General features: G+C 68.4%; 19 protein-coding genes. 11 read left to right on the forward strand and 8 right to left on the reverse strand.

From position 1 onward, the window contains the following. Positions 1–42: 42 nt before the first annotated feature. From ACYVKL_RS06260 to ACYVKL_RS06290, 7 genes are all read right to left on the reverse strand, one after another. A complete protein-coding gene (locus tag ACYVKL_RS06260) occupies positions 43–681 on the reverse strand; it encodes an HAD-IA family hydrolase (RefSeq protein WP_379169056.1) in 639 nt (212 codons plus the stop codon). Between the two features lie 67 nt (positions 682–748). After that, a complete protein-coding gene (locus tag ACYVKL_RS06265; RefSeq protein WP_379169058.1) occupies positions 749–1,681 on the reverse strand; it encodes a LysR family transcriptional regulator in 933 nt (310 codons plus the stop codon). Positions 1,682–1,797: 116 nt separating this feature from the next. After that, a complete protein-coding gene (locus tag ACYVKL_RS06270) occupies positions 1,798–2,622 on the reverse strand; it encodes an MBL fold metallo-hydrolase (RefSeq protein WP_379169059.1) in 825 nt (274 codons plus the stop codon). A gap of 93 nt (positions 2,623–2,715) precedes the next feature. Next, a complete protein-coding gene (locus ACYVKL_RS06275) occupies positions 2,716–3,528 on the reverse strand; it encodes a carbohydrate ABC transporter permease (RefSeq protein ID WP_379169061.1) in 813 nt (270 codons plus the stop codon). Continuing rightward, positions 3,518–4,465, reverse strand: a complete 948-nt coding sequence (locus tag ACYVKL_RS06280) for a carbohydrate ABC transporter permease (RefSeq protein WP_379169850.1) — start codon at positions 4,463–4,465, stop codon at positions 3,518–3,520. Before ACYVKL_RS06280 ends, ACYVKL_RS06275 begins: the two co-directional genes overlap by 11 nt. Then, positions 4,465–5,832, reverse strand: a complete 1,368-nt coding sequence (locus tag ACYVKL_RS06285; RefSeq protein ID WP_379169063.1) for an ABC transporter substrate-binding protein — start codon at positions 5,830–5,832, stop codon at positions 4,465–4,467. Before ACYVKL_RS06285 ends, ACYVKL_RS06280 begins: the two co-directional genes overlap by 1 nt. A 28-nt stretch (positions 5,833–5,860) precedes the next feature. Next, positions 5,861–7,027, reverse strand: a complete 1,167-nt coding sequence (locus tag ACYVKL_RS06290; protein ID WP_379169064.1) for an ABC transporter ATP-binding protein — start codon at positions 7,025–7,027, stop codon at positions 5,861–5,863. A 202-nt stretch (positions 7,028–7,229) separates the two neighbouring features. Between ACYVKL_RS06290 and ACYVKL_RS06295 the strand changes: the two genes are divergently transcribed. The 10 genes from ACYVKL_RS06295 (at position 7,230) to ACYVKL_RS06340 (ending at position 16,081) form a co-directional block, all read left to right on the forward strand. Next, the gene (locus ACYVKL_RS06295; RefSeq protein WP_379169066.1) at positions 7,230–8,165 is read left to right on the forward strand and encodes a PDR/VanB family oxidoreductase; all 936 of its coding nucleotides are present in this window, start codon (positions 7,230–7,232) and stop codon (positions 8,163–8,165) included. Between the two features lie 43 nt (positions 8,166–8,208). Next, positions 8,209–8,889, forward strand: a complete 681-nt coding sequence (locus tag ACYVKL_RS06300; RefSeq protein WP_379169068.1) for a DUF8020 domain-containing protein — start codon at positions 8,209–8,211, stop codon at positions 8,887–8,889. A 32-nt stretch (positions 8,890–8,921) separates the two neighbouring features. Beyond that, entirely contained in the window at positions 8,922–9,869 is a 948-nt protein-coding gene (locus tag ACYVKL_RS06305) for an acyl-CoA desaturase (RefSeq protein WP_379169070.1), read from the forward strand. Positions 9,870–9,881: 12 nt separating this feature from the next. After that, positions 9,882–10,148, forward strand: coding sequence for an acyl carrier protein (locus ACYVKL_RS06310; protein ID WP_379169071.1), 267 nt, complete (start codon positions 9,882–9,884; stop codon positions 10,146–10,148). Between the two features lie 30 nt (positions 10,149–10,178). Continuing rightward, the gene (locus ACYVKL_RS06315; RefSeq protein ID WP_379169073.1) at positions 10,179–11,063 is read left to right on the forward strand and encodes a class I SAM-dependent methyltransferase; all 885 of its coding nucleotides are present in this window, start codon (positions 10,179–10,181) and stop codon (positions 11,061–11,063) included. After that, a complete protein-coding gene (locus ACYVKL_RS06320; RefSeq protein WP_379169075.1) occupies positions 11,060–12,295 on the forward strand; it encodes a cytochrome P450 in 1,236 nt (411 codons plus the stop codon). Before ACYVKL_RS06315 ends, ACYVKL_RS06320 begins: the two co-directional genes overlap by 4 nt. A 9-nt stretch (positions 12,296–12,304) precedes the next feature. Then, positions 12,305–14,011, forward strand: coding sequence for a fatty acyl-AMP ligase (locus ACYVKL_RS06325; protein ID WP_379169076.1), 1,707 nt, complete (start codon positions 12,305–12,307; stop codon positions 14,009–14,011). A 1-nt stretch (position 14,012) separates the two neighbouring features. Then, positions 14,013–14,453 carry a PaaI family thioesterase gene (locus ACYVKL_RS06330; protein ID WP_379169077.1) on the forward strand — a complete coding sequence of 147 codons (441 nt, stop codon included), beginning with the start codon at positions 14,013–14,015 and terminating at the stop codon, positions 14,451–14,453. Positions 14,454–14,599: 146 nt separating this feature from the next. After that, complete coding sequence (locus ACYVKL_RS06335; RefSeq protein WP_379169852.1) at positions 14,600–15,601, forward strand: zinc-binding alcohol dehydrogenase family protein; 1,002 nt, start codon at positions 14,600–14,602, stop codon at positions 15,599–15,601. 48 nt (positions 15,602–15,649) lie between these two features. Further along, positions 15,650–16,081: a hypothetical protein gene (locus tag ACYVKL_RS06340; RefSeq protein ID WP_379169078.1), complete on the forward strand. Its 432-nt coding sequence runs from the start codon at positions 15,650–15,652 to the stop codon at positions 16,079–16,081. Between the two features lie 25 nt (positions 16,082–16,106). Here the strand turns inward: ACYVKL_RS06340 and ACYVKL_RS06345 are convergent, their stop codons facing one another. Then, on the reverse strand, positions 16,107–19,343 hold the full coding sequence (locus tag ACYVKL_RS06345) for a protein kinase domain-containing protein (RefSeq protein ID WP_379169080.1): 3,237 nt from the start codon (positions 19,341–19,343) through the stop codon (positions 16,107–16,109). Positions 19,344–19,520: 177 nt separating this feature from the next. Between ACYVKL_RS06345 and ACYVKL_RS06350 the strand changes: the two genes are divergently transcribed. Then, positions 19,521–20,027: a transglycosylase SLT domain-containing protein gene (locus ACYVKL_RS06350; protein WP_213556042.1), complete on the forward strand. Its 507-nt coding sequence runs from the start codon at positions 19,521–19,523 to the stop codon at positions 20,025–20,027. Positions 20,028–20,116 lie beyond the last annotated feature (89 nt).

A 20,116-nucleotide genomic window follows, 5' to 3' on the forward strand; every position in this document is an offset into this window, starting at 1 on the left:
AAGATTCGATGATTCGACGCTCGGTGCCCGCGGCGCCGGTCGCTACCTCGCGGCCAGGACCCGGTCGAGCTGTTCGAGAGTTTCGGTATTGCCGAAGTGCTGAATCGCCTGCCAGCCCGCCGTTTCGGCGGCACGGCAGTTGCGCGCGCTGTCGTCGATGAGCAGGCAGCGCGCGGCGGGGACGCCGAGGGTCTGCTCGGCGATGCGGAAGATGCGCGGATCGGGTTTGCGGACGCCGTGTTCGTGGGATCGCACGATCGCCTCGAACCCGGCGGATTCGGGAATCAGCCTGGCGCGGTAGGGTTCCCATTCGCGCACGCTGTTGGTGAGCATTGCCAGCCGGCACTCCGCGTCGAGGCGGCCGCTGAGGGCGTCGTAGAGTTCACCGTTGAAACTGCGTTCGCCGTACCATAATTCGCTGAATCGGCCGAGATCGGCGGCCGGTGGCCAGGCCGGTGTCAGCTGTGCGGTCACCCGCCGGCCCCACTCGGCCTCGCCGAGCGCTCCGAGCTCCAGGGGCGCGAGCTCATCGCCGCCGAATTCGGCCGCGACCGCCGAGCAGGCCCGCAGCAGGATGCCGGCGGGCACCGCACACTGCGCGGCCACCCGCTCGAGCACCTCCGCCACGGGGTCGGTGAGCACGCCACCGAAGTCACACCAGATGACCAGTTCGCCGATCACGAATCCAGTCTCACGGCGTACGGACCGGTCGGCAACGCCGATAATCCACACGCACGGTTGGCGATTCCTATTGCGCCAGACGGGATTCCAGCTTGATTGCGGAATCCAATGGCCGCGCCGATTCGATGCATCCCAGGAACGAGCGCACGATCGGGCGGGTATCATCGGCGCGCCAGACCACGCACAGTTCCACCGTCGGAACCGGATCGTGCAGCGCCACCGTGACGGTCTGGCTGTGGCCCACGGTGGGCGCGGCGCCCGCCCGCACCGAGGACGCGAACCCCACCATCGGCTTCACCGACACCATGATCGCGGTGGCATTGGGATCATCGAGCTGGTGCTCGATATTGAGCTTGATCCCGCTGCGCTCGGCGGCATGGTGAATGGCGTCGTACATGGCCGGGCACTGCTGGCGTTCGAACAGGATGCAGGACTGCGAGGCCAGCTCGGCGAACGAGGTGCTCGACCGCCGCGCCCAGCTGTGCCCGCGGCCCACCACCGCCACCAGCGGCACCTGCAGCAGGGGCCGGCTGTGGAACTCGGTGGCCGCGGGACGGCCGTACACCAGCCCCACGTCCAGCGCCCCGGACGACAGCGCGGCCAGCTGCGGTCCGGTGCGCTGCTCGATCATATTGATGGTGACGTTGGGCAGGATGGCGTTCATCCGCGCCAGCGCGCTGGGCAGGATGCGCTGCCCGGCCGCGAAGTTGTAGCCGATCCGCAGGGTGCCGGCCCGGCCGAGCGCCACCTCGCGCACGGTGGATCGGGCCTCTTCGGTCTGGCTGAGGATATTGCGGGCGAGATCGCGCAGTACCTCGCCCGCCGGGGTGAGGTTGACCTGGTGTGAGCTGCGCTCCACCAGTTGGACTCCCACACTGCGTTCCAGTCGCTGGATCTGCTGACTGAGTGAGGGCTGGGCCAAATGTAGTCGGGCTGCCGCGCGGCCGAAATGTAGTTCTTCCGCGACGGCAACAAAGGACGCCAGGAGTCTGAGCTCCATGTTCACCTCCCCTTCGGGATGCAGCTCAGCGTATCCGGCCCGAATAACCACGGGTGAACCCGCCGAACGGCGAAATGAACTATGGGCGATACAACCGCGGCGCCCACCCCGCTCGACTAGGCGCCGATCTCACGCACCATCCCCGGGTGCGCCAGCTCCACCGGGCCCGGAAACAGTTGCACCGCTTCGTCCAATCGCGCCTTGCGCCACACCTCGTCACCGGTCGGCAGGTGCGTGAGCAGCAGTTCGCGCGCTCCGGCCGCCGCGGCGGCACGGGCGGCGTCTGCGGCGCACAGGTGGCCGTGGGCGCTGCGATCGGTCTGCTCGAGGCTGGCCTCGGCCAGGAAGAGGTCCACTCCGGCGGCGAGCCGTTCGAGCGCGTCGGAGACCCCGGTGTCGCCGGTGTAGGCGAGCGAGCCGTCCGGACCGCAGATCCGCAGTCCGCAATTGGGTTTGGCGTGCGGCAGGGCGATGAACTCACAGGTGCTCTCGCCGATGGTCACGATGTCGTCGGGCTGGTATTCGCGAATGTCGAAGGCGGCCTCGAAGACTCGATCCAGGATCGGCAGCGACTCGGTGGTCAGCGCGGAGGCCAGGGTCTCCAGTACCGGGCGCGCGCCGGCGGGAACATACAGCGGTATCAACGGCATCCGGTCCGGCAGGTCGGCGTACCAGGACTCGAAGCCGGGGTACTTGGCGAGCGCGTAGGGGGCCAGCAGGATCTTGCCCAGCGGCAGCAGGTCGTAGCAGTGATCGATGTGCAGGTGGCTGATGATCACCGCGTCCAGCGCAGCCGGATTCCGGTCGGCGGTGAGCGCGGTCGCGATGCCGGGACCGCAGTCCAACAGCACCCGGCTGCCGCCGGTATCTACCAGGTAGCCGGAACTGGGCTGGCCGTCCGCCGGCATTCCGGCACGGCAGCCGAGCACGGTGAGTTGCATAGTCTTCTCCATTCCACGGGTGCGCCGAATCCAGCGCGCACGAATCAACAGGGGGGCGACCGGATCACACGGTCGAAAGGAATTGCCGGGGAGTTACTTCAGTCCCGAGCGCACGAAGGCGTTGACGATCTGGCGCTGCAACAGCAGATACAGCACGAGCACCGGTAGGCAGGCCAGGCTGGCGACCGCCATCATCGGCCCCCACTGCTCGCCCTCGGTGCCCATGAAGCTGCGCAACCCCAACTGCAGCACGCTGTTCGAGCGGCGCAACAGCACCGCGGGCCAGAAGTACTCGTTCCAGGCATTGATGAACAGCACGATGGTCAGCGCGGCCAGGGCGGGCCGCAGGTTCGGCACCACCACCGTCCACAGGATCGACCACGAGGAGCGGCCGTCGATCTTGGCGGCGGCCACCAGCTCCTTCGGGAACGCCGACATGTGCTGGCGCAGCAACAGCAGCGCCAGCGCCGAGCACAACGTCGGGAACACCACGCCCACCAGTGAATCCACCAGGCCCAGCCGGTTCAGCAGGATGTAGTTGGGCAGCATGGTGACCTGGAACGGCACCAGCCAGGTGCCGACGAACGCCAGATACAGCACCCGCTGCAGCGGGAAGGTGTACATGGCGAACGCGTAGGACGCGAGCAGCGCGACCAGCAGCTGCCCGGCCGTCGACAGGGCCGCCACGAAGAAGGTGTTGGCGACCAGGCCGGCGATGTCCACCTTGTGCGCGGCGTCGCCGTAGTTGGCCAGCGACATCGGCCACGGCACCGGCGACAGCGAGGTCACGTCCTCGGGGCGGCGCAGCGCGGTGGCGAACAGCCAATAGATCGGGAAGACGCACACCACCGCGGTGACGATCAGCAGGACGTGGCTGCCCAGGACGCGCAGACGGTCAATCATCATGGAACGCCACCTTTTCCGAGATCCACACCAGTGCGCCCGCGACGACGCCGAAGCCGACGAACAGCAAGACCCCCGCCGCGGCGCTGAGCCCGGCGTCGAAGCTGTGGAACGCGTAGTCCCAGAGCAGGTAATAGATATTGGTGGTGGCCTGCGCCGGACCGCCCTGGGTCATCGAGTCGATGAGCGGGAACGTGAGCGTGGGACTGAGCAGGACCGTGGTGAGCACCAGGAACAACAGGGTCGGCGAGAGCAACGGCAGCGTGATCCAGCGGCAGATCTGCCGCGGACCGGCGCCGTCGACCCGGGCCGCCTCGTCGTAATCGGTGCTGATGCCGGCCAATCCGGCCCACACCACCAGCATGGCGAAGCCGAGCAGATGCCATCCGGTGATGGCGATGATCACCCACGGCGCCGCTTTCGCGTCGTACGCCCAGTTCCGGTCGGTGCCCAGCACCCGGTCCACCGCACCCGAGCCCGGATGCAGCAGCCAGCGCCACACCGCCGCGGCCGCCACCGGGGCCACCAGGAACGGCGCGAACGCGAACGCCTGGTAGGCGGTCCGGGCCCGGGCCGACACCCGCCGGCTGGCGAGTGCGATCAGCACCGGCAGCAGCACCGTGAACGGCAGCAACCCGACGATCAGCACCACCGTCCGCCAGATCGAACCGCTGAACGACGGCAGCTCCAGCAGCCGTTGGTAATTCGCCGCGCCGACCGACCGCATCGGTGAGGTCGGCAACAGGTTCCACGACAGCGTGGACAGTTCGAAGGCCTGCGCCAGCGGACGATAGGTCCACAGCACCAGCAGACTCAGCGCGGGGGCCAGGTACAGGTAGGGCACGGCGCGCCGCAGGAGGCGGCGACGCCCGGGGCGGCGCGCCGGAACCTGTTCGGGGACAGCGGTACCGCTCTCCTGCGGCGCTTCCAGGACGAACATCACGGAAGCAGTTTCGCGCCGGCTTCACGGGCCGCGGTGAGCGTGGACTGCGGATCCTTGCCCTGGAACACGATGGACTCGACCGCCTCCATCATGCCGTCGCGGATCTGCAGATAGCTGTTGCCCGGCATCGAGATCCACGGCTCCATGCGGTCGAGCTGGGCCACGTTCGGGGTCAGCAGCGGGTTCGCCTTCGACCAGGCGGCCAGGCCGTTGGCGTCCTCGAGCAGGCCGGTGCGCAGCGGCAGGTAGCCGATGCCCTGGGAGATCTTGGTGTACGCGGCCTCGCTGGTGAGGAAGGTGATCAGCTCCCAGGCGGCGCGCTGCTTGGCCGGATCGTTGGACAGGATGTGCAGTCCCGCACCGGAATTGGTGGGAATGGTGGACTTGCCGTCGAAGCTGGGCATGGCCGCCGACCGCAGGTCCCACTTGCCCTTCGCGCCGGTCATGAAGGTGCCCTGGATGGCGCTGGACTCCAGGATCATGCCGATCTCACCGCGGGCGAAGGCCTCGTAGCCCTGCTTCTGGTCCAGCTTGGGCATGGCGCCGGTGGCGACCAGCTGCTGCCCCATCTTGGCCACCTCGACCACGGGCTGATCGGCGTAGGCCAGCTTGGCGCGATCCTCGGAGATCACGCGGCCGCCGTTGGAGCGCACCATCGACTGGAAGCACCAGTCCTTGGCGGACTTGGTGAGGCAGTCGATGTAGACCCCGCCCTTGCCGGTGTGCTCGGCGATCGCCTTGCCGGCCTCGGCGACCTGCGCCCAGGTGGTCGGCGGCGTGGCCGGATTCAGGCCCGCCTGCTCGAACAGCGAAGCGTTGTAATAGAGAACGGGCGTGGACAGCACGAACGGGACGCCGTAGGTGTGGCCGTCCCAATCGCTGAGGGTGCGGGCCTTGGGCGCGAAGGGGTAGCGCGCGCCGTCGAAATTGCGCTGCACCTCCTGCTTACCCACCAGGGTGTCCAGCGGCTTGGCGCCGAGCTGGTGGATGGTGAAATCCAGGTCGCTGAAACCGAGCTGGGCGACATCGGGCGGGCTGCCCGCCACGATCTGGCTCTGAATGCTGGAGATGGTGTCCGTGGTCGGGTTGGGGCTGTTGCCCTGCGGCTTCTGCGCGGTCACCTTGATGTTCGGGTGTTCGGCGCCGAACTGGGCGATCAGGGCGTTGAAGGTGTCGGTCCAGGCGCCGGCCAGGCCGTAGTTGTAGGACTCGAAGACGATCGAGACCTGCTGGCCCGGAGCCAGATCGGGGATCTTCGCGGCGGTGGTGGTGGACTCGGTCTCGCCGGTGGCGCCGAGGCCGCAGGCGGTGAGCGCGACCAGGGCGGTGGTCACCAGGCCCAGCAGGGGCACGGTGCGTTTCACGGTGTTTCTCCTCATCAGGGGGTGAAAATCAGGGGACGGGAACGGCGGTGGCGGCATCCGCGGCGAGCGGGGCGTCCGAGCTCGGCTGCTGCCAGGTCAGGCGCAGGCCGGTGGCCGGGTCGAAGAGGTGGATGTCGGCCGGGTCGACCGCGAAACCGATGGCTTCGCCGACCCGGACCCCGGCCGGGCGCGGGGCCCGGGCGACCACGGGACGATTCGCCTCGCCCGGCACGGTGTCGCCGACCTGGACGTGGATCAGCTCCTCGCTGCCCAGGTTCTCCACCATCGTCACCTGGCCGCGAATCGCGCTGATATCGCGGGTGATTCGCAGCCGTTCGGGGCGGATGCCGACGATGACGCGGGTGGAGATGGCGCTGTCGATCGCCTCCTCGGCATCGATGCCGAGCGCCGCGTCGATGCCCTCGGCGGTGACCCGCAGCCCGTCGATGTGCGGGCGCACCTCGGCGTCGATCAGGTTCATCGGCGGGGAGCCCAGGAACCCGGCCACGAAGGTGGAGCGGGGGCGGTCGTAGAGCTCCTCGGGCGTGCCGACCTGTTCGATCCGGCCGCCGTTGAGCAGCGCGATCCGGGTCGCCATGGTCATCGCCTCGACCTGGTCGTGGGTGACGTAGACGAACGTCGCGCCCAGCCGCCGGTGCAGGGCGATCAGTTCAGCGCGGGTGGCGCTGCGCAGTTTGGCGTCCAGATTCGACAGCGGCTCGTCCATCAGGAAGGCCCCCGGGTCGCGAACCATGGCGCGGGCCAAGGCGACTCGCTGCCGCTGGCCGCCCGACAGCGCGGCCGGGCGCCGATCCAGCAGCTCCCGCAGACCCAGCACGCCCGCGACCTCGGCGACCCGCGCGGCGATGGTGCGCTGCGGCTGCCGCCGCGAACGCAGCGGGAATCCGATGTTCTTCTCCACCGTCAGATGCGGGTAGAGCGCATAGCTCTGGAACACCATCGCCAGGTCGCGGCGCTGCGGCGGCTCATCGGAGATGTCGGTGCCGTCCAGCAGGATTCGGCCCTCGGTAGGCTCCTCCAGGCCGGCGATCAACCGCAACAGCGTCGACTTCCCGCATCCGCTCGGCCCGAGCAGGACCAGGAACTCCCCGTCGGCGATATCCAGCGTCACCGCCCGCACCGCATCGGTCCCCGCGAATCGCTTGGAGATCGCATCCAGGTATAACCGCGCCACCACTGCTCCTTCAGGCCTGGTCGACCACTGTCGGCATACAAGTCACGGGGTCAGTCTGGGACAGATCCGGGCCGCGGAACCGTGGCGATAGTGAACGCCAATCGGACGAATCGAGTCGACGTAGCAACCCTGCGCGGCGGCCGAACCTCGGTGAGGGTTGTGGCGACGACGACCGGGTTTCGATATTCGACAGGGGCCGGACATGACCGAATTTCCCGTGCGAGTGGTCCGCCGCCGTGACGAGGCCGACGATGTCTTCTCGCTGGAACTCGCGACTACCGACGACAGCCCGCTCCCGGCGTGGTCGCCGGGTGCGCACATCGATGTGCGCGCCGGTGACGCCGGAGTGCGGCAGTACTCGTTGTGCGGCGATCCCGGCGACGACCGACACTGGCGGATCGCGATCCTGCACGAGCGGGACGGACGCGGCGGTTCGGATCACCTGCACCGCACCGCGTTGCCGGGGACGGAACTCCGGGTTTCGCTGCCCCGCAACAACTTCGAGCTGACGCCACAACCCTCGTATGTGTTCATCGCCGGCGGGATCGGTATCACCCCGATCCTGCCCATGATCGCGGCCGCTGCAGCCGCCGGCGCTGCGTGGCGGCTGTACTACGGCGCTCGCAGCCGGGCCCACATGGCCTTCGCCGATGAGCTCGCCGCACGCCACCCGGAAGTCACGCTCGTGCCGCAGGACGTCGACGGGCTGCTGCCGCTGCCCCGCATCCTCGACGAGGCCGCGCAGGCCGAAATCTATTGCTGCGGCCCCGAACCCATGCTGGCCGCGATCGAACAGCAGGCCGCCGCCCGCGAAATGACCATCCGCACCGAGCGTTTCGCCGCCCGCCCGGCCGCCGCCGACACGGTGAACCGGCCCTTCGAGGTGCGTCTGGACAGCACCGGCGCCACCTATCGCATCGAGGCCCGGCGTTCGATCGCCGATGTCCTCGAAGCGGCCGGGGTGGACATCGTCACCTCCTGCCGCGAAGGCACCTGCGGCAGTTGCGAAACCACCGTCCTCAGCGGCGAGATCGACCACCGCGACGAGATCCTCACCGCCGCGGAACGCGCGCGCGGCAACACCATGATGCTCTGCGTCTCCCGTGCCCGATCCGAGGTCCTGGTCCTGGACCTCTGACCGCCTCAGACCCCCCGTCACCACCCGAGAAGAAAGAAAACCGATGAGGAAAACCGCTGCGACGACCGTGCTCGCCGCCGCATTGGCCGTCTCCGCCGCCCCCACCGCGCACGCGGAGGAGGCCGCCGTCAACTACGCCGCCACCACCACCGACAAGTCGATGACCATCCGGACCGACGCCGGTTCGCTGGCCGTCGAGGACGGCGTCTTCAAGATCAAGGACGTGGCCGGCAAGCTGATCGGCGGCGCCGAATTGTCCTTCCGGGTCGACGATTACGTCTTCCCGATCGCCGCCGAGATCACCGACCGCACCGCGGTCCTGACCCCCCAGTTCGACGCCGAGCACGCCACGTACCAGCCGGTCGCCCTCCCGTACGAGGACCAGGCTCCGTGGAAGAGCCAGTACGAGCGCGAGCAGGCCGCCTGGAACCGCATGGTCACCACCATCAGCACCGGCGCCACCATCGGCACCCTGGTGGGCGGCATGGCCGGCGCGGGCGTGGGCTGCCTGCTCGGCGGCGCGGGCGGCGCGGTCCTCACCGGCGCGCTGTCGGCCATGTTCGGCGCGGTGCCCGGCGCCATCGCCGGCTGCATCGCCGGGATGAGCGTCGTCGGCTTCCTGGGCACCCTCGCCGGTCAGCTGCTGGTCACCGCGCCGGTCGCGATTCTCGCGGCGGGCCAGTACTTCACCACCATCAACTCGCCGTTCGCGGCCGCCAAGTAGTTTCCACCGCGATAGGAAGAACGGATCGGCTCATGGCCACCACCTCGAGCGCCGCGACCGGGACACCCGAGCCGCGCAAGAAGACGATCAGCAATCCCTACATCCATCGCCTCCAGCGTCGGCATTTCCTGCTGTTCGACGTTCTTCCTATCGCCGGAACCGCGGCGGCCGTGGCATTCCTGTGGATCCGGCCCTTCGGCCTGCTGGAATTCGCCCTGCTGTTCTCGATGTGGCTGCTCACCGGCCTCGGGATCACCGTCGGCTACCACCGGCTGTTCACCCACCGCACCTTCACCGCGGCCCCCGCGGTCGCCGTGACGCTCGCCGTGCTGGGGTCGATGGCCGGTCAGGGCGGAGTGATCTCGTGGGTGGCGCTGCACCGCCGCCACCACGAATGCAGTGACCGTGAGGGAGATCCACACTCCCCCAACCTGTCCGGCAGCGGATTCACCGGAGCGGTACGCGGACTGGCGCATTCGCACTTCCTGTGGATGCGCCGCCACGAATACCCCAACATCGTGCATTACGCCCCCGATCTCATCAAGGATCGCCGGTTGGTGCGCGTGGCCCGGCTGTACTACTGGTGGGTCGCGCTCGGGCTGCTAATCCCCACCGTGATCGGCGGGCTGGTCACCATGAGCTGGACCGGCGCGGTCAGCGGACTGCTGTGGGGCGGGCTGGCCCGCATCTTCATCCTCGAACACATTGTGTGGGCGATCAATTCGTTCCTGCACATGTTCGGCACCAAGCCCTACGAATCCCGCGAGAACAGCCACAACGGCGGCATCTTCGCGCTGGTGACGCTGGGCGAATCGTGGCACAACAATCACCACGCCTTCCCGGAATCGCCGTCCTTCGGGCTGGACTGGTATCGGCTCGACCCCGGCTACTGGCTGATCCGCGCGCTCGCCGCGACGGGCCTGGCCTGGGACCTCAAAGTGCCTTCGCGGGCACGCATCTCCGCCAAACGCATTGCCTGAGAGGGGCATACGATGGATACCCGCCCGACGAGCATCGCCGACATCGTCACCTGGTGCCAGGAGTACCTGGCCGGTCAGCTGGAAGTGCCGGCCGACGCGATCGACCCCGCCGCCGATTTCGACCGGCTCGGCGTCGACTCCGCGCTCGCGGTCGCACTGCTGATCGAGGTCGAGGAACGCTACGGGGTCGACATCTCCCCGGAAGATCTGTTCCGGCATCCGACCCTCGAGGCGGTCGCCGCCTACCTGCACCAGCAGGTCAGCGCGGACGTGGCCTGACCGATGGCCACGCTCGACAGTCGTCGGACCGTGACCGAACGGTCCGACGCCGCGGCCGCCGCCATTCGCCACCACTACGACGTCGGCAACGACTTCTATCGGCTCTGGCTCGACTCGTCGCTCAGCTACTCCTGTGCGCTACGGGAGACGCCGGGCGACACCTTGGAAGTCGCGCAGGCCAACAAGCTTCGCCATCACCTCGACGCCGTCGACGCCCGCACCGCCGGCGCCGTCCTCGACATCGGGTGCGGGTGGGGCGCGATCCTGCGCGAGCTCTCGCAGTCGCGGGGCGTGAGCCGATCGGTCGGCCTGACCTTGAGCGACGAGCAGGCCGACTACGTTCGCGCACAGGAGTATCCCGGTGTCGAGGTACGGGTCGAGGACTGGCTGAACTACCGGCCGGACACGACCTTCGACGGGATCATCAGCATCGGTGCGTTCGAGCACTTCGCCCGGCCCGACGACCCGGCCGAACAGAAGATCCGGGTGTACCGCGAGTTCTTCACCCGCTGCCGGCAATGGCTGAATCCGACCGGCGCGCTCTCGCTGCAGACCATCGCCTACGCGAACATGACCGCCGCCCAGGCCGATCCCTTCATGCAGCAGAACATCTTCCCCGACGCCGAGCTGCCCACCCTCGCCGAGATCGCGGCGGCCGCGGAGGGTCTGTTCGAGATCACCGCGGTCACCACCGGCCGTCTCGACTACGCGTGGACCTGCGCCGAATGGGCGCGGCGACTGCGCACCGAACGGGCGGCGGCCACCGAGCTCGTCGGCCCCGAAGTCGTGGCCCGCTACCTGCGTTATCTGACACTGTCGGCCATGGGATTCCGGATGGGGAAGCTCACCCTGCTGCGGCTGGTGATGCGACCGTATCCGGACGGATTCTTCGGCGAGGGAGGGGAATCCGCATGACCGGGCAGGCCTCGGGGGCCCGTACCCGATTCAACCCGTTCAGCGCCGAATTCCGGCGCGACCCCTACCCGATGTACCGCGCGCTGCGCGAGCAGCGGCCGGTGCACAAGACACTCGGCATGTGGGTGCTGACCCGGCACGAGGATGTGCGGGCGGTGCTCACCGACCGCAGCTTCAGCGCCGGACTGATCCCGCAGCTGGTCGCCGAACAGGCGCAGCGGCTCGGGCAGACCGACGTGGATCGTATTGCTCGGCTGGGTCGGAAATCGCTGGTGTTCACCGATAATCCCGACCATGCGCGCCTGCGCGGACTGGTGAATCGAGTCTTCACCGCGGCGGCCGTGGAGGAGCTGCGGCCGGTGGCGCGCGAGTTCACCGCGCGCCGGCTCGGCCTCGCTGTGTCGCGGGGCGAGCTGGATGTGGTCACCGATCTCGCCGCTCCCCTGCCGGTGTCGGTGCTGTGCGAATGGATGGCGCTGCCCGCGGACCTGCGCGAGCAAGTCGGGCCCTGGACCCACGACATTCGATTCCTGCTGGAGCCGGGCCTGATGCAGGAGGCCGACTTCATTCGCGTGCGCGACGTCGTGGAGGAGTTCGCGCACGCGCTCGGCGAGGTGCTGGAGCAGCGGCGGCGCGAGCCCGGCGACGACCTGATCAGCCGGCTGCTCGCCACCCGCACCGCCGGTGGCGACGCGCTCAGCGACGAGGAACTGATCTTCGTGGGCATCATGTCCTTCGTCGCGGGCAACGAGACCACCAAATCGTTGATCGGCAACGGCACGCTGGCGCTCATCCGGCATCCGGACCAGGCGCGGCTGCTGCGCGACGGCACCGCGACGGTGAAAACCGCCGTGACCGAAGCGCTTCGCTACGACAGCCCGCTGCAACTCACCAAGCGGCTGGCCACCAAGGACGTCGAGGTGGGCGGGGAGATCATCCGGGCGGGCGATCAGGTGATGGTGTGCCTGGGTGCGGCGAACCGGGATCCCGAGGTGTTCGAGCGGCCCGACGACTTCGATCTGATCCGCGGCGGGAGTGGCCATCTGGCCTTCGGGCACGGATTGCACGGCTGCCTGGGCGGGCAGCTCGCCGAACTGCTGGCGGAGGAAGCCTTCACGGGATTGCGTGAACTCGACCTGACACCGCTAGGCGACGAATTTGCTTGGCAGGAACACAGTTTCATCGTCCGAGGACTCGCACACCTGCCGGTGGCGGTCCAGGGTGCACGGTAGGGAATCGAAATGCCGCAACCGACACTGCTGCCCGAGATCCTGCAGCGGCGGGCCGCCACCGAACCGGACCGCACCGCCTACATCTTCCTCGACGACCGCGGCGCGGAATCCGCGGTCATCACCTATGGCGAGCTGCACGCCCGGTCGCTCGCGGTGGCCGCGGAACTCGCCGAGCGCGGCGCGCCGGGTGATCGCGCGCTGCTGATCTTCCCCCAATGCCCGGAGTTCATCGTCGCCTATTTCGGCTGCCTGTACGCGGGTGTTCTCGCGGTGCCGTTGAATCCGCCGCGGCGCGACCGGATCCAGGACGCGACCCTGTCCATCGTGCGGGACTGCGAGCCCGCCGCGGTGCTGACCCTCGACCTGTTCCTGGAGCCGTTGCAGGCCGCGCTGGAACCGCTGTGCCCCGGCGCGCACTGGCTCGCCGCCGACCGGATCACCACGGCGGCAACCGGATTCGAACCGGTGCTCCGATCCGGCGCCGATGTGGCGTTCCTGCAGTACACCTCCGGTTCCACCGCGGCCCCCAAGGGCGTGATGGTCACCCACGGGAATCTGGTCGCCAACGAGGAGATGATCCGGCGCGGCTTCGGCCACGATCGCGACTGCACCGTGGTCGGGTGGGCGCCGTTCTTCCACGACCAGGGCCTGATCGGCAATGTCCTGCAACCCCTCTACATCGGCACGACCAGCGTCCTCATGTCGCCGTCGGCGTTCATCCGCCGGCCGCTGCTGTGGCTCTCGGTCATCTCCCGATACCGGGCGCACACCAGCGGCGGACCCAATTTCGCCTTCGACGCCTGCGTCGCCCGGGCCGCGGGGGCGGCCGAACTCGATCTGGACCTGAGCAGCTGGCGGGTCGCCTTCAACGGCGCCGAGCCGCTGCGCGCAGACACGCTGCAACGCTTCGAGAAAGCCTTCGCCCCCTACGGCTTCGACCGCGGCGCATGGTACCCGTGCTACGGGCTGGCTGAAGCGACACTCCTGGTCACGGGCAGCGTCCCCGGCAGCGGGCCACGATTCCTCGACGCGGACTCGACGGCCCTCGAGGAGCGCCGCTTCGTCCCGTCCACCGGTGGGCGGACCAGGACCCTGGTGAGTTCCGGCCGCGTCTTGGCCGACGAAGACGTCCGGATCATCGACCCTGGTACCGGTGAGCCCTGCGCACCGGACCGTATCGGCGAGATCCGGGTATCGGGCGGCCACGTCGCCGCGGGCTATTGGCGCAATCCCGAAGCCACCGCCCGGACCTTCGGCGTCGACGACGGTTTCCTGCGGACCGGCGACCTGGGCCTGCTGGTGGACGGTGAACTCTATGTGGTCGGCCGCTCCAAGGACATCATCATCATTCGCGGCCGCAACTACTACCCTCAGGACCTCGAACAGGCCGTCCGATCCGCCCACCCGATCCTGGCCTCCGGCGTCTGCGCCGCGTTCTCCGTCCCCGGATGCGACGGCGAGCAGCTGGTGATCGTCCACGAGATCCGCCACCCCGACCCCGCGGACCCCGCAGACTTGATCGCCGCCGTCAAAGCCGCCATCCTCACCGAACACGGCATAGCCCCCGCCGCGGTCGTCCTCACCGCCCCCGGCCAGGTCCAGCGCACCAGCAGCGGCAAGATCCGCCGTTCCGCCGCCCGAACCCGCTACCTGGCGAACGAATTCACCCCGTGGTCGCCCCCGACCGCGAACCTCACCGAACCCCACAGGAGCTGACATGCAGAACTGGGAAGCCCCCAACCCCGACTACGCGACCCTCGTCCCCGCCGTGGTCCTCAGCATGCCCGCCGCGAAACACCTCGGCTTCGAATTCGCCCGGGTAGCCCCCGGCGAAGCCGACCTCCACCAGCTCCACCGCCCCGAACTCACCCAGCACAACGGCTACTTCCAGGGCGGCGTCCTCGGCTCCCTCGCCGACTTCGCCGCAGGCTCGGCCGCCGGCACCCTCCTCCACCCCGGCTGGATCAACATGACCATCGACTACACGGTCAAAATCCTCGCCCCCGCCAAGGGCACCCACGTCATCGCCCGAGGCCGAGTCCTGAAGCCGGGAGCCCTCATCACCACCGCCGCCGCCGACCTCTACGCCGTCGAGAACGACACCGAAACCCACTGCGCCACCGCCTTGGTCACCATGCGCAACGTGAAAGCGGGCTAGTCCGCAATCGAGCCGTTTCCGGTCCGGCTGTCCGAACGATCCACGGGCCGCTGGACCAGCCGGGGGCGACCGGAAGGCGCTCCCGGCGCAACGTTCACAATGGATGTGCTTCCAGGCGACGGCGAAGGGAGTGTTCGATGGGTTCGATGCGTGCGTGGCGGGTGACGAAGCCGGGGCCGATCGACAACCGGCCGCTGGCCATGGAGCGCGTCGAGGTGCCGCAACCCGGCCCCGGCGAGCTGCTGGTGCGGGTACTCGCATGCGGGGTGTGCCGGACGGACCTGCACGTCGCCGAGGGCGACCTGCCGGTACATCGCCCCGGCGTAGTGCCCGGACACGAAGTGGTCGGCGTGGTGACCGCGCTGGGCCCCGACACCGGAACCGAGTTCGCCACCGGTGACCGTGTGGGGATCGCATGGTTGCGCCACACCTGCGGAGAATGCCGATTCTGTCTACGCGGAGCCGAGAATCTCTGTCCACGTTCGCAATACACCGGCTGGGACGCCGACGGCGGATACGCCGAGTTCGCGGTGGTCCCGGCCGCCTACGCGCTGCCGTTGCCCGCGAACTACGACGACACCGAGCTGGCTCCCCTGCTGTGCGCCGGGATCATCGGCTATCGGGCACTACGCCGTGCCGCGCTCCCCCCGGGCGGCCGGCTGGGGATCTACGGCTTCGGCGGCAGCGCGCACCTCGCGGCGCAGGTTGCCCTCGCCGAGGGCGCGGAAGTCCACGTGATGACCCGCGACGTCGAAGCCCAGCGCCTCGCCCTCGAACTCGGCGCGTCCTCCGCCCAAGGCGCAGCGGAACCGCCTCCGGTACAGCTGGATTCAGCGATCCTCTTCGCCCCGGTCGGCGACCTGGTGCTACCCGCCATGGCGGCGCTGGACCGCGGCGGCGTGCTCTCCATCGCAGGCATCCACCTCTCCGACATCCCACCCCTGAACTACCAGCGACATCTGTTCCAGGAACGCGAGATCCGCTCGGTCACCGCAAACACCCGCCACGATTCCCGCGAATTCCTCACCTTCGCAACCACGCATCGTCTGCATGTCACGGTGCACCCGTACCCGCTCGCGGAAGCAGACTGCGCCCTACGGGATCTGGCACACGGACAATTCGCAGGTGCGGCCGTCCTGGTGCCCTGATCCTGGCGTGATCGCTCCATCCTGGGGATGCTGGAAGCGACACCGTCCATGATCTCGACCGGCACGAAGGACACCATGAGCCAGACCGACCAGAGCGATGCGACCGTGCTGTCGATCGGACTGCATCCCAGCGAAGTCGATTACAGCAACTATCCGCAGCTCGATGAGGCAACGTTGACCGCGCGCATCGACGCGGGGGAAGCCGCGTTGCGGACTGCGGGGTTCGATCTGGTCGCTTGTCGGCTGCCCGCGGATCCCGATGCCGCTGAGGAAGAGCTGCGCGGCCGCCTCGAGGGGCGCACCTTTCGGGTTGCCATGATCGGGGCGGGTGTCCGGATGGCCGCTGAACATACCCTGCTGTTCGAGCGTCTGGTCAATCTGCTCATCGAGCAAGCGCCCGGAATCCGGTTGTGCTTCAACACCTCACCGGAAACCACGATCGACGCCCTGCGGCGCTGGGTGGTACCCATCGACAACTGACGTCGAGCGGGGACTGACCCGCCTGTCAGCCAGAGCTTTCGGTGGAATGTTCTGTGACCCAGGCCGCTATCTGGGCACGGGAGGTGAAGCCGAGCTTGACCAGGATGTGTTCGACGTGGCCTTGAGCGGTGCGTTGGGAGATGACCAGGCGGGTGGCGATCGCTCTGTTGGTCAGGCCTTCCGCTACCAGGTCGGCGACCTGCCGTTCGCGTTTCGTCAAGATCGGGGGCGCGGATTCGGTTGCGGGGGCGGGTTCGTCGAGGGCTAGGCGCACGGCGGAGTCGAGGCTCATCGCGGCGCCCTCCTGGCGGGCTCGGTCGAAGGCTCGGGGGCCGAGGGCGTCGCGGCTGGTGCGCATGCAGTCGGAGCGGTAGGTCAGCAGGTCGCGGACCATGAGGGTGGCGGTGCCGGCGAGGCGGCCCAGCTTGTCCGCGGCGCCCATGAGGACGGCGGCGCGGCGGGGTTCGTTGCGGTCGGAGGCGATCCAGGCCAGGGTCTCCAGGCAGCCGGCGGCGACCAGGGGCTCGGCTATCAGGGCGGACAATCGGACGCCGTCCTCCAGCAGGCGCTTAGCTCGTTCCGCGTCGCCGGCTCGCCAGACGGCGAAGCCCGCGGCGAACAGAGCCCATGAGCGATAGATCGATTCGCCGGAGGTGGCCGTCATGGCGAGCGTCTTCTCGTGGCAGGCGACGGCCCGGGGGAAATCGCCCCCGAGGGCGTAGGCCCAGCCGAGGGAGAGCTGGGCATCCAACTGCATGCCGATGTCACCGTACGCCTCGTAGGTGCGGACCGCGTCGGTCAGCAGGGCGGCCGCGTCGGACTCGCCGACTTTGCCGAGGGCTATCAACGCATTCGCGTCGACGTGCTTGACCAAGGCCCCGACCAGCGGCTCCTCCGTCTGCTCGGCGAGTGCGCGGAGCTCCGCGAACCGGTTGTTCGCGGTTGCCAGGTCGCCGGTCAAACCCACGATCGTGCCGGCCGCGAAGAGCGCCCTGGCGCGATCGGTGGTCCGGCTGGCGGGCGAATGGCCCAGCGCGCGTTCATACCAGCGATAGCCCTCATGCAGTCGGCCGCGCAAACCCCAGAACAGGTACAGGTTGGTAGCCATCCCGAGCGCGCTCTCATCGTCCTCGGACAGGCTGAACTCCAACGCCTTTCGAAGATTCGGCAGTTCCCGCTCCAGCCGCGATACCCAATCCAGTTGATGCGGACCGATCATCTCCGAGTCGGCCCCGCGGATCAATCGTGCACACCAGTCCCGATGCCGCCGATCCAGATCCGCGCGCCGCCCGGACTCCTCGGCCTTCTCCCGGCCGAATTCCTGCACCGTCTCGAGCATCCGGAACCGCACCGCCCCATCGGTCCCCTGCCGGACCAGGATCGATTTGTCCACCAGCGCCGACAACGTATCCAGGACCAGGGACTCGGGCACGTCACCAGCGCACACCTGCTCGACCGCGTCGAGTTCGAAGCCACCGGTGAACACGGAAAGGTCGGCCCACAGCCGCTTCTCGTCGGGCGTGCACAGGTCATAGCTCCAGCTGATCGAATACCGCAGCGTCTGCTGCCGCTTCGGCGTGCCCCGGCCACCCCGGGTCAACAGGGCATACCGGTCGCTGAGCCGGGTCTGGATCTGCTCGACCGACATCGTGCGCAGGCGCGCCGCGGCCAGTTCGATCGCCAACGGCAAACCGTCCAGCCTGGAACAGATCTCGGCGATGGCGCGCTGATTCGCGTCGGTCATCTCGAAGCCCGGCACCGCCGCGGCGGCCCGTTCGACGAACAGCGCGACCGCATGCGAATGGCCCGACCCCCGGTCATTGCTCGAATCGGGAATCCCCAACGGCTGCAACGGATACACGGTTTCCCCGCCGATCCCCAGCGCCTCCCGGCTGGTGGCCAGAATCCGTACATTCGGGCAGGCCCGCAGCAGCGCCTCCGACAGCTTCGCGGCCGCGTCGATCACGTGCTCACAATTGTCGAGCACCAGCAGCAGATCGTAGGGCGCCAGCGCCTCCACCAACGTGTCGAGCACGGAAATGACGCCCTGGCTCCGTAGCCCGAGCACCGCGGCCACCACGTCGGGCAGCAACGCGTCGTCGCGCAACTCCCCCAGCTCGACCAGCCACGCCCCGTTCGGGAATTTCGACCGCGCCTTGTGCGCGACTCGCTGTGCGAGCCTGGACTTTCCGACCCCGCCGATCCCGGTCAGCGTCACCAGACGCGACCCCGGCAGCAGATTGCCGACCTCCGACAACTGGGTCCGTCGATCGACGAAGGTGGACAGCTCGAGCGGCAGATTCCCGGTCCCCTCGTGCAAGGCTTCGCTGTGGATGCGCGGAACTCCTTGTGGCACCGGCCGTTCGGAAACCGCGAACAATTCGGATTCCGAGCCCGGTTCCTCGCGCACCGCCATGTCGTCGACCACGAAACCACGCTCGAGCTGTATTCGGCGCAGTCGCTCGCCCAGGACCGCCGCGGTGGGACGGTCGCGCGGGTCGTGAGACATCGCCGCGTCGATCACCGCACGGATATCCCAGGGGATACCGATCTCACAGGCATCGGGATGCTCGGGGGTGGTGATGCGCACGAGCTGCGTCACCGGCTGCCGACCGATGCGGCCCTCGAACGCGACATCGCGGGTGAGGGCGCACAGCAGGGTGGCCCCGAGCCCATAGACGTCCGAACCGCGGCTGGGGGCCTGTCCGTCGAGCACCTCGGGCGCGGTGACGGCCGGCGAGCTGGACACGTCGGCGATACCGAAGTCGGTCAACGCCGGCTCGTCGTAATCGGTGAGCAGGATGTTCGCGGGCCGGATATCGCGGTGCACGACACCCGCGCGATGCGCGGATTCCAGCGCCCCCGCGATCCGCACCCCGATGTGCAGGGTGTCCGACAACGACAGCGGACCGTCGGCCTGCAGCCGCTCCCCCAGCGAGCCACGCGGAAAATACGGCATAACCAGGTAGGGACGACCGCCGGCGGTCTCGCCGACCTCGAGCATGCTCACGATGTTCGGATGCCCGGTGAGGCGCCCCATCGCCCGCTGCTCGCGAAAGAACTGGTCACGGACCTCTTCCACGTCACCGGTGAGGACCTTCACCGCCACATCGCGGTCCGCGGCGACCTGCGTACATCGGTAGACGATCCCGAGACCGCCCCGGCCGATCTCCTGCGCGCCTTCGAAACCGGCAGCGCTCAATTCCGTGACGACGTCGAAACCGGCATCACGCTGCGCTTCGAATGAATCAGCTTCGACCATCGGTAACTCGCAAATCGCCGGCAGCACGCTCTAGCCACAGAATATCCCTCCCACGCGTGGACGGCGGAAATAGGTATGTCCCGGGTAGATCGGCCGTCGTGCGCAGGTATGCCCCGGCCCGAAGCTGGTTTCACCGCCGAGCGAACGCCGGCACCGAAAATCCTTAGGAGAAGCTCCATGGCTACCGGATCTCGCCCCCAGTCCCGGACCGCCCGCCGTCTCGCCGCCTGCGCCCTGGCCGCCGCATCACTGTCGATCGTGGCGACCGCTCAGGCATCGGCCCTCGTCCCGGACTCGTCGGCAAAGACCCTGCCTGCGGCCGTCAGCGTTGCGGCCACGAAGATCGCGCCGACCGCGGCCGCCGGTTCGGACCTCGACGGCTGGATCCGCGAGGCGATGGCCGTGATGGCCGCGCACGGCATTCCGGGCAGCTATGACGGCATCCACCGCAACATCATGCGGGAATCGGGCGGCGACCCCGGCGCGATCAACCTCTACGACTCCAACGCCGCCGCCGGCATCCCGTCCAAGGGTCTGCTCCAGGTCATCGACCCGACCTTCCAGGCCTACCACGTCGACGGCACCTCCTGGGACATCTGGGATCCGGTCGCCAACATCACCGCCGCCTGCAACTACGCGGCCTCGCGCTACGGCTCGATGGACAACGTCGACTCGGCGTACTGACACGGAGTAACGACCATTCCGAAGAACCCGGCCCCAATGAGGGGGGCCGGGTTCTTCTATGTCGCCTGCGGCGCGAAATGGAGACGGTG

Source organism: Nocardia tengchongensis, from assembly GCF_054781395.1.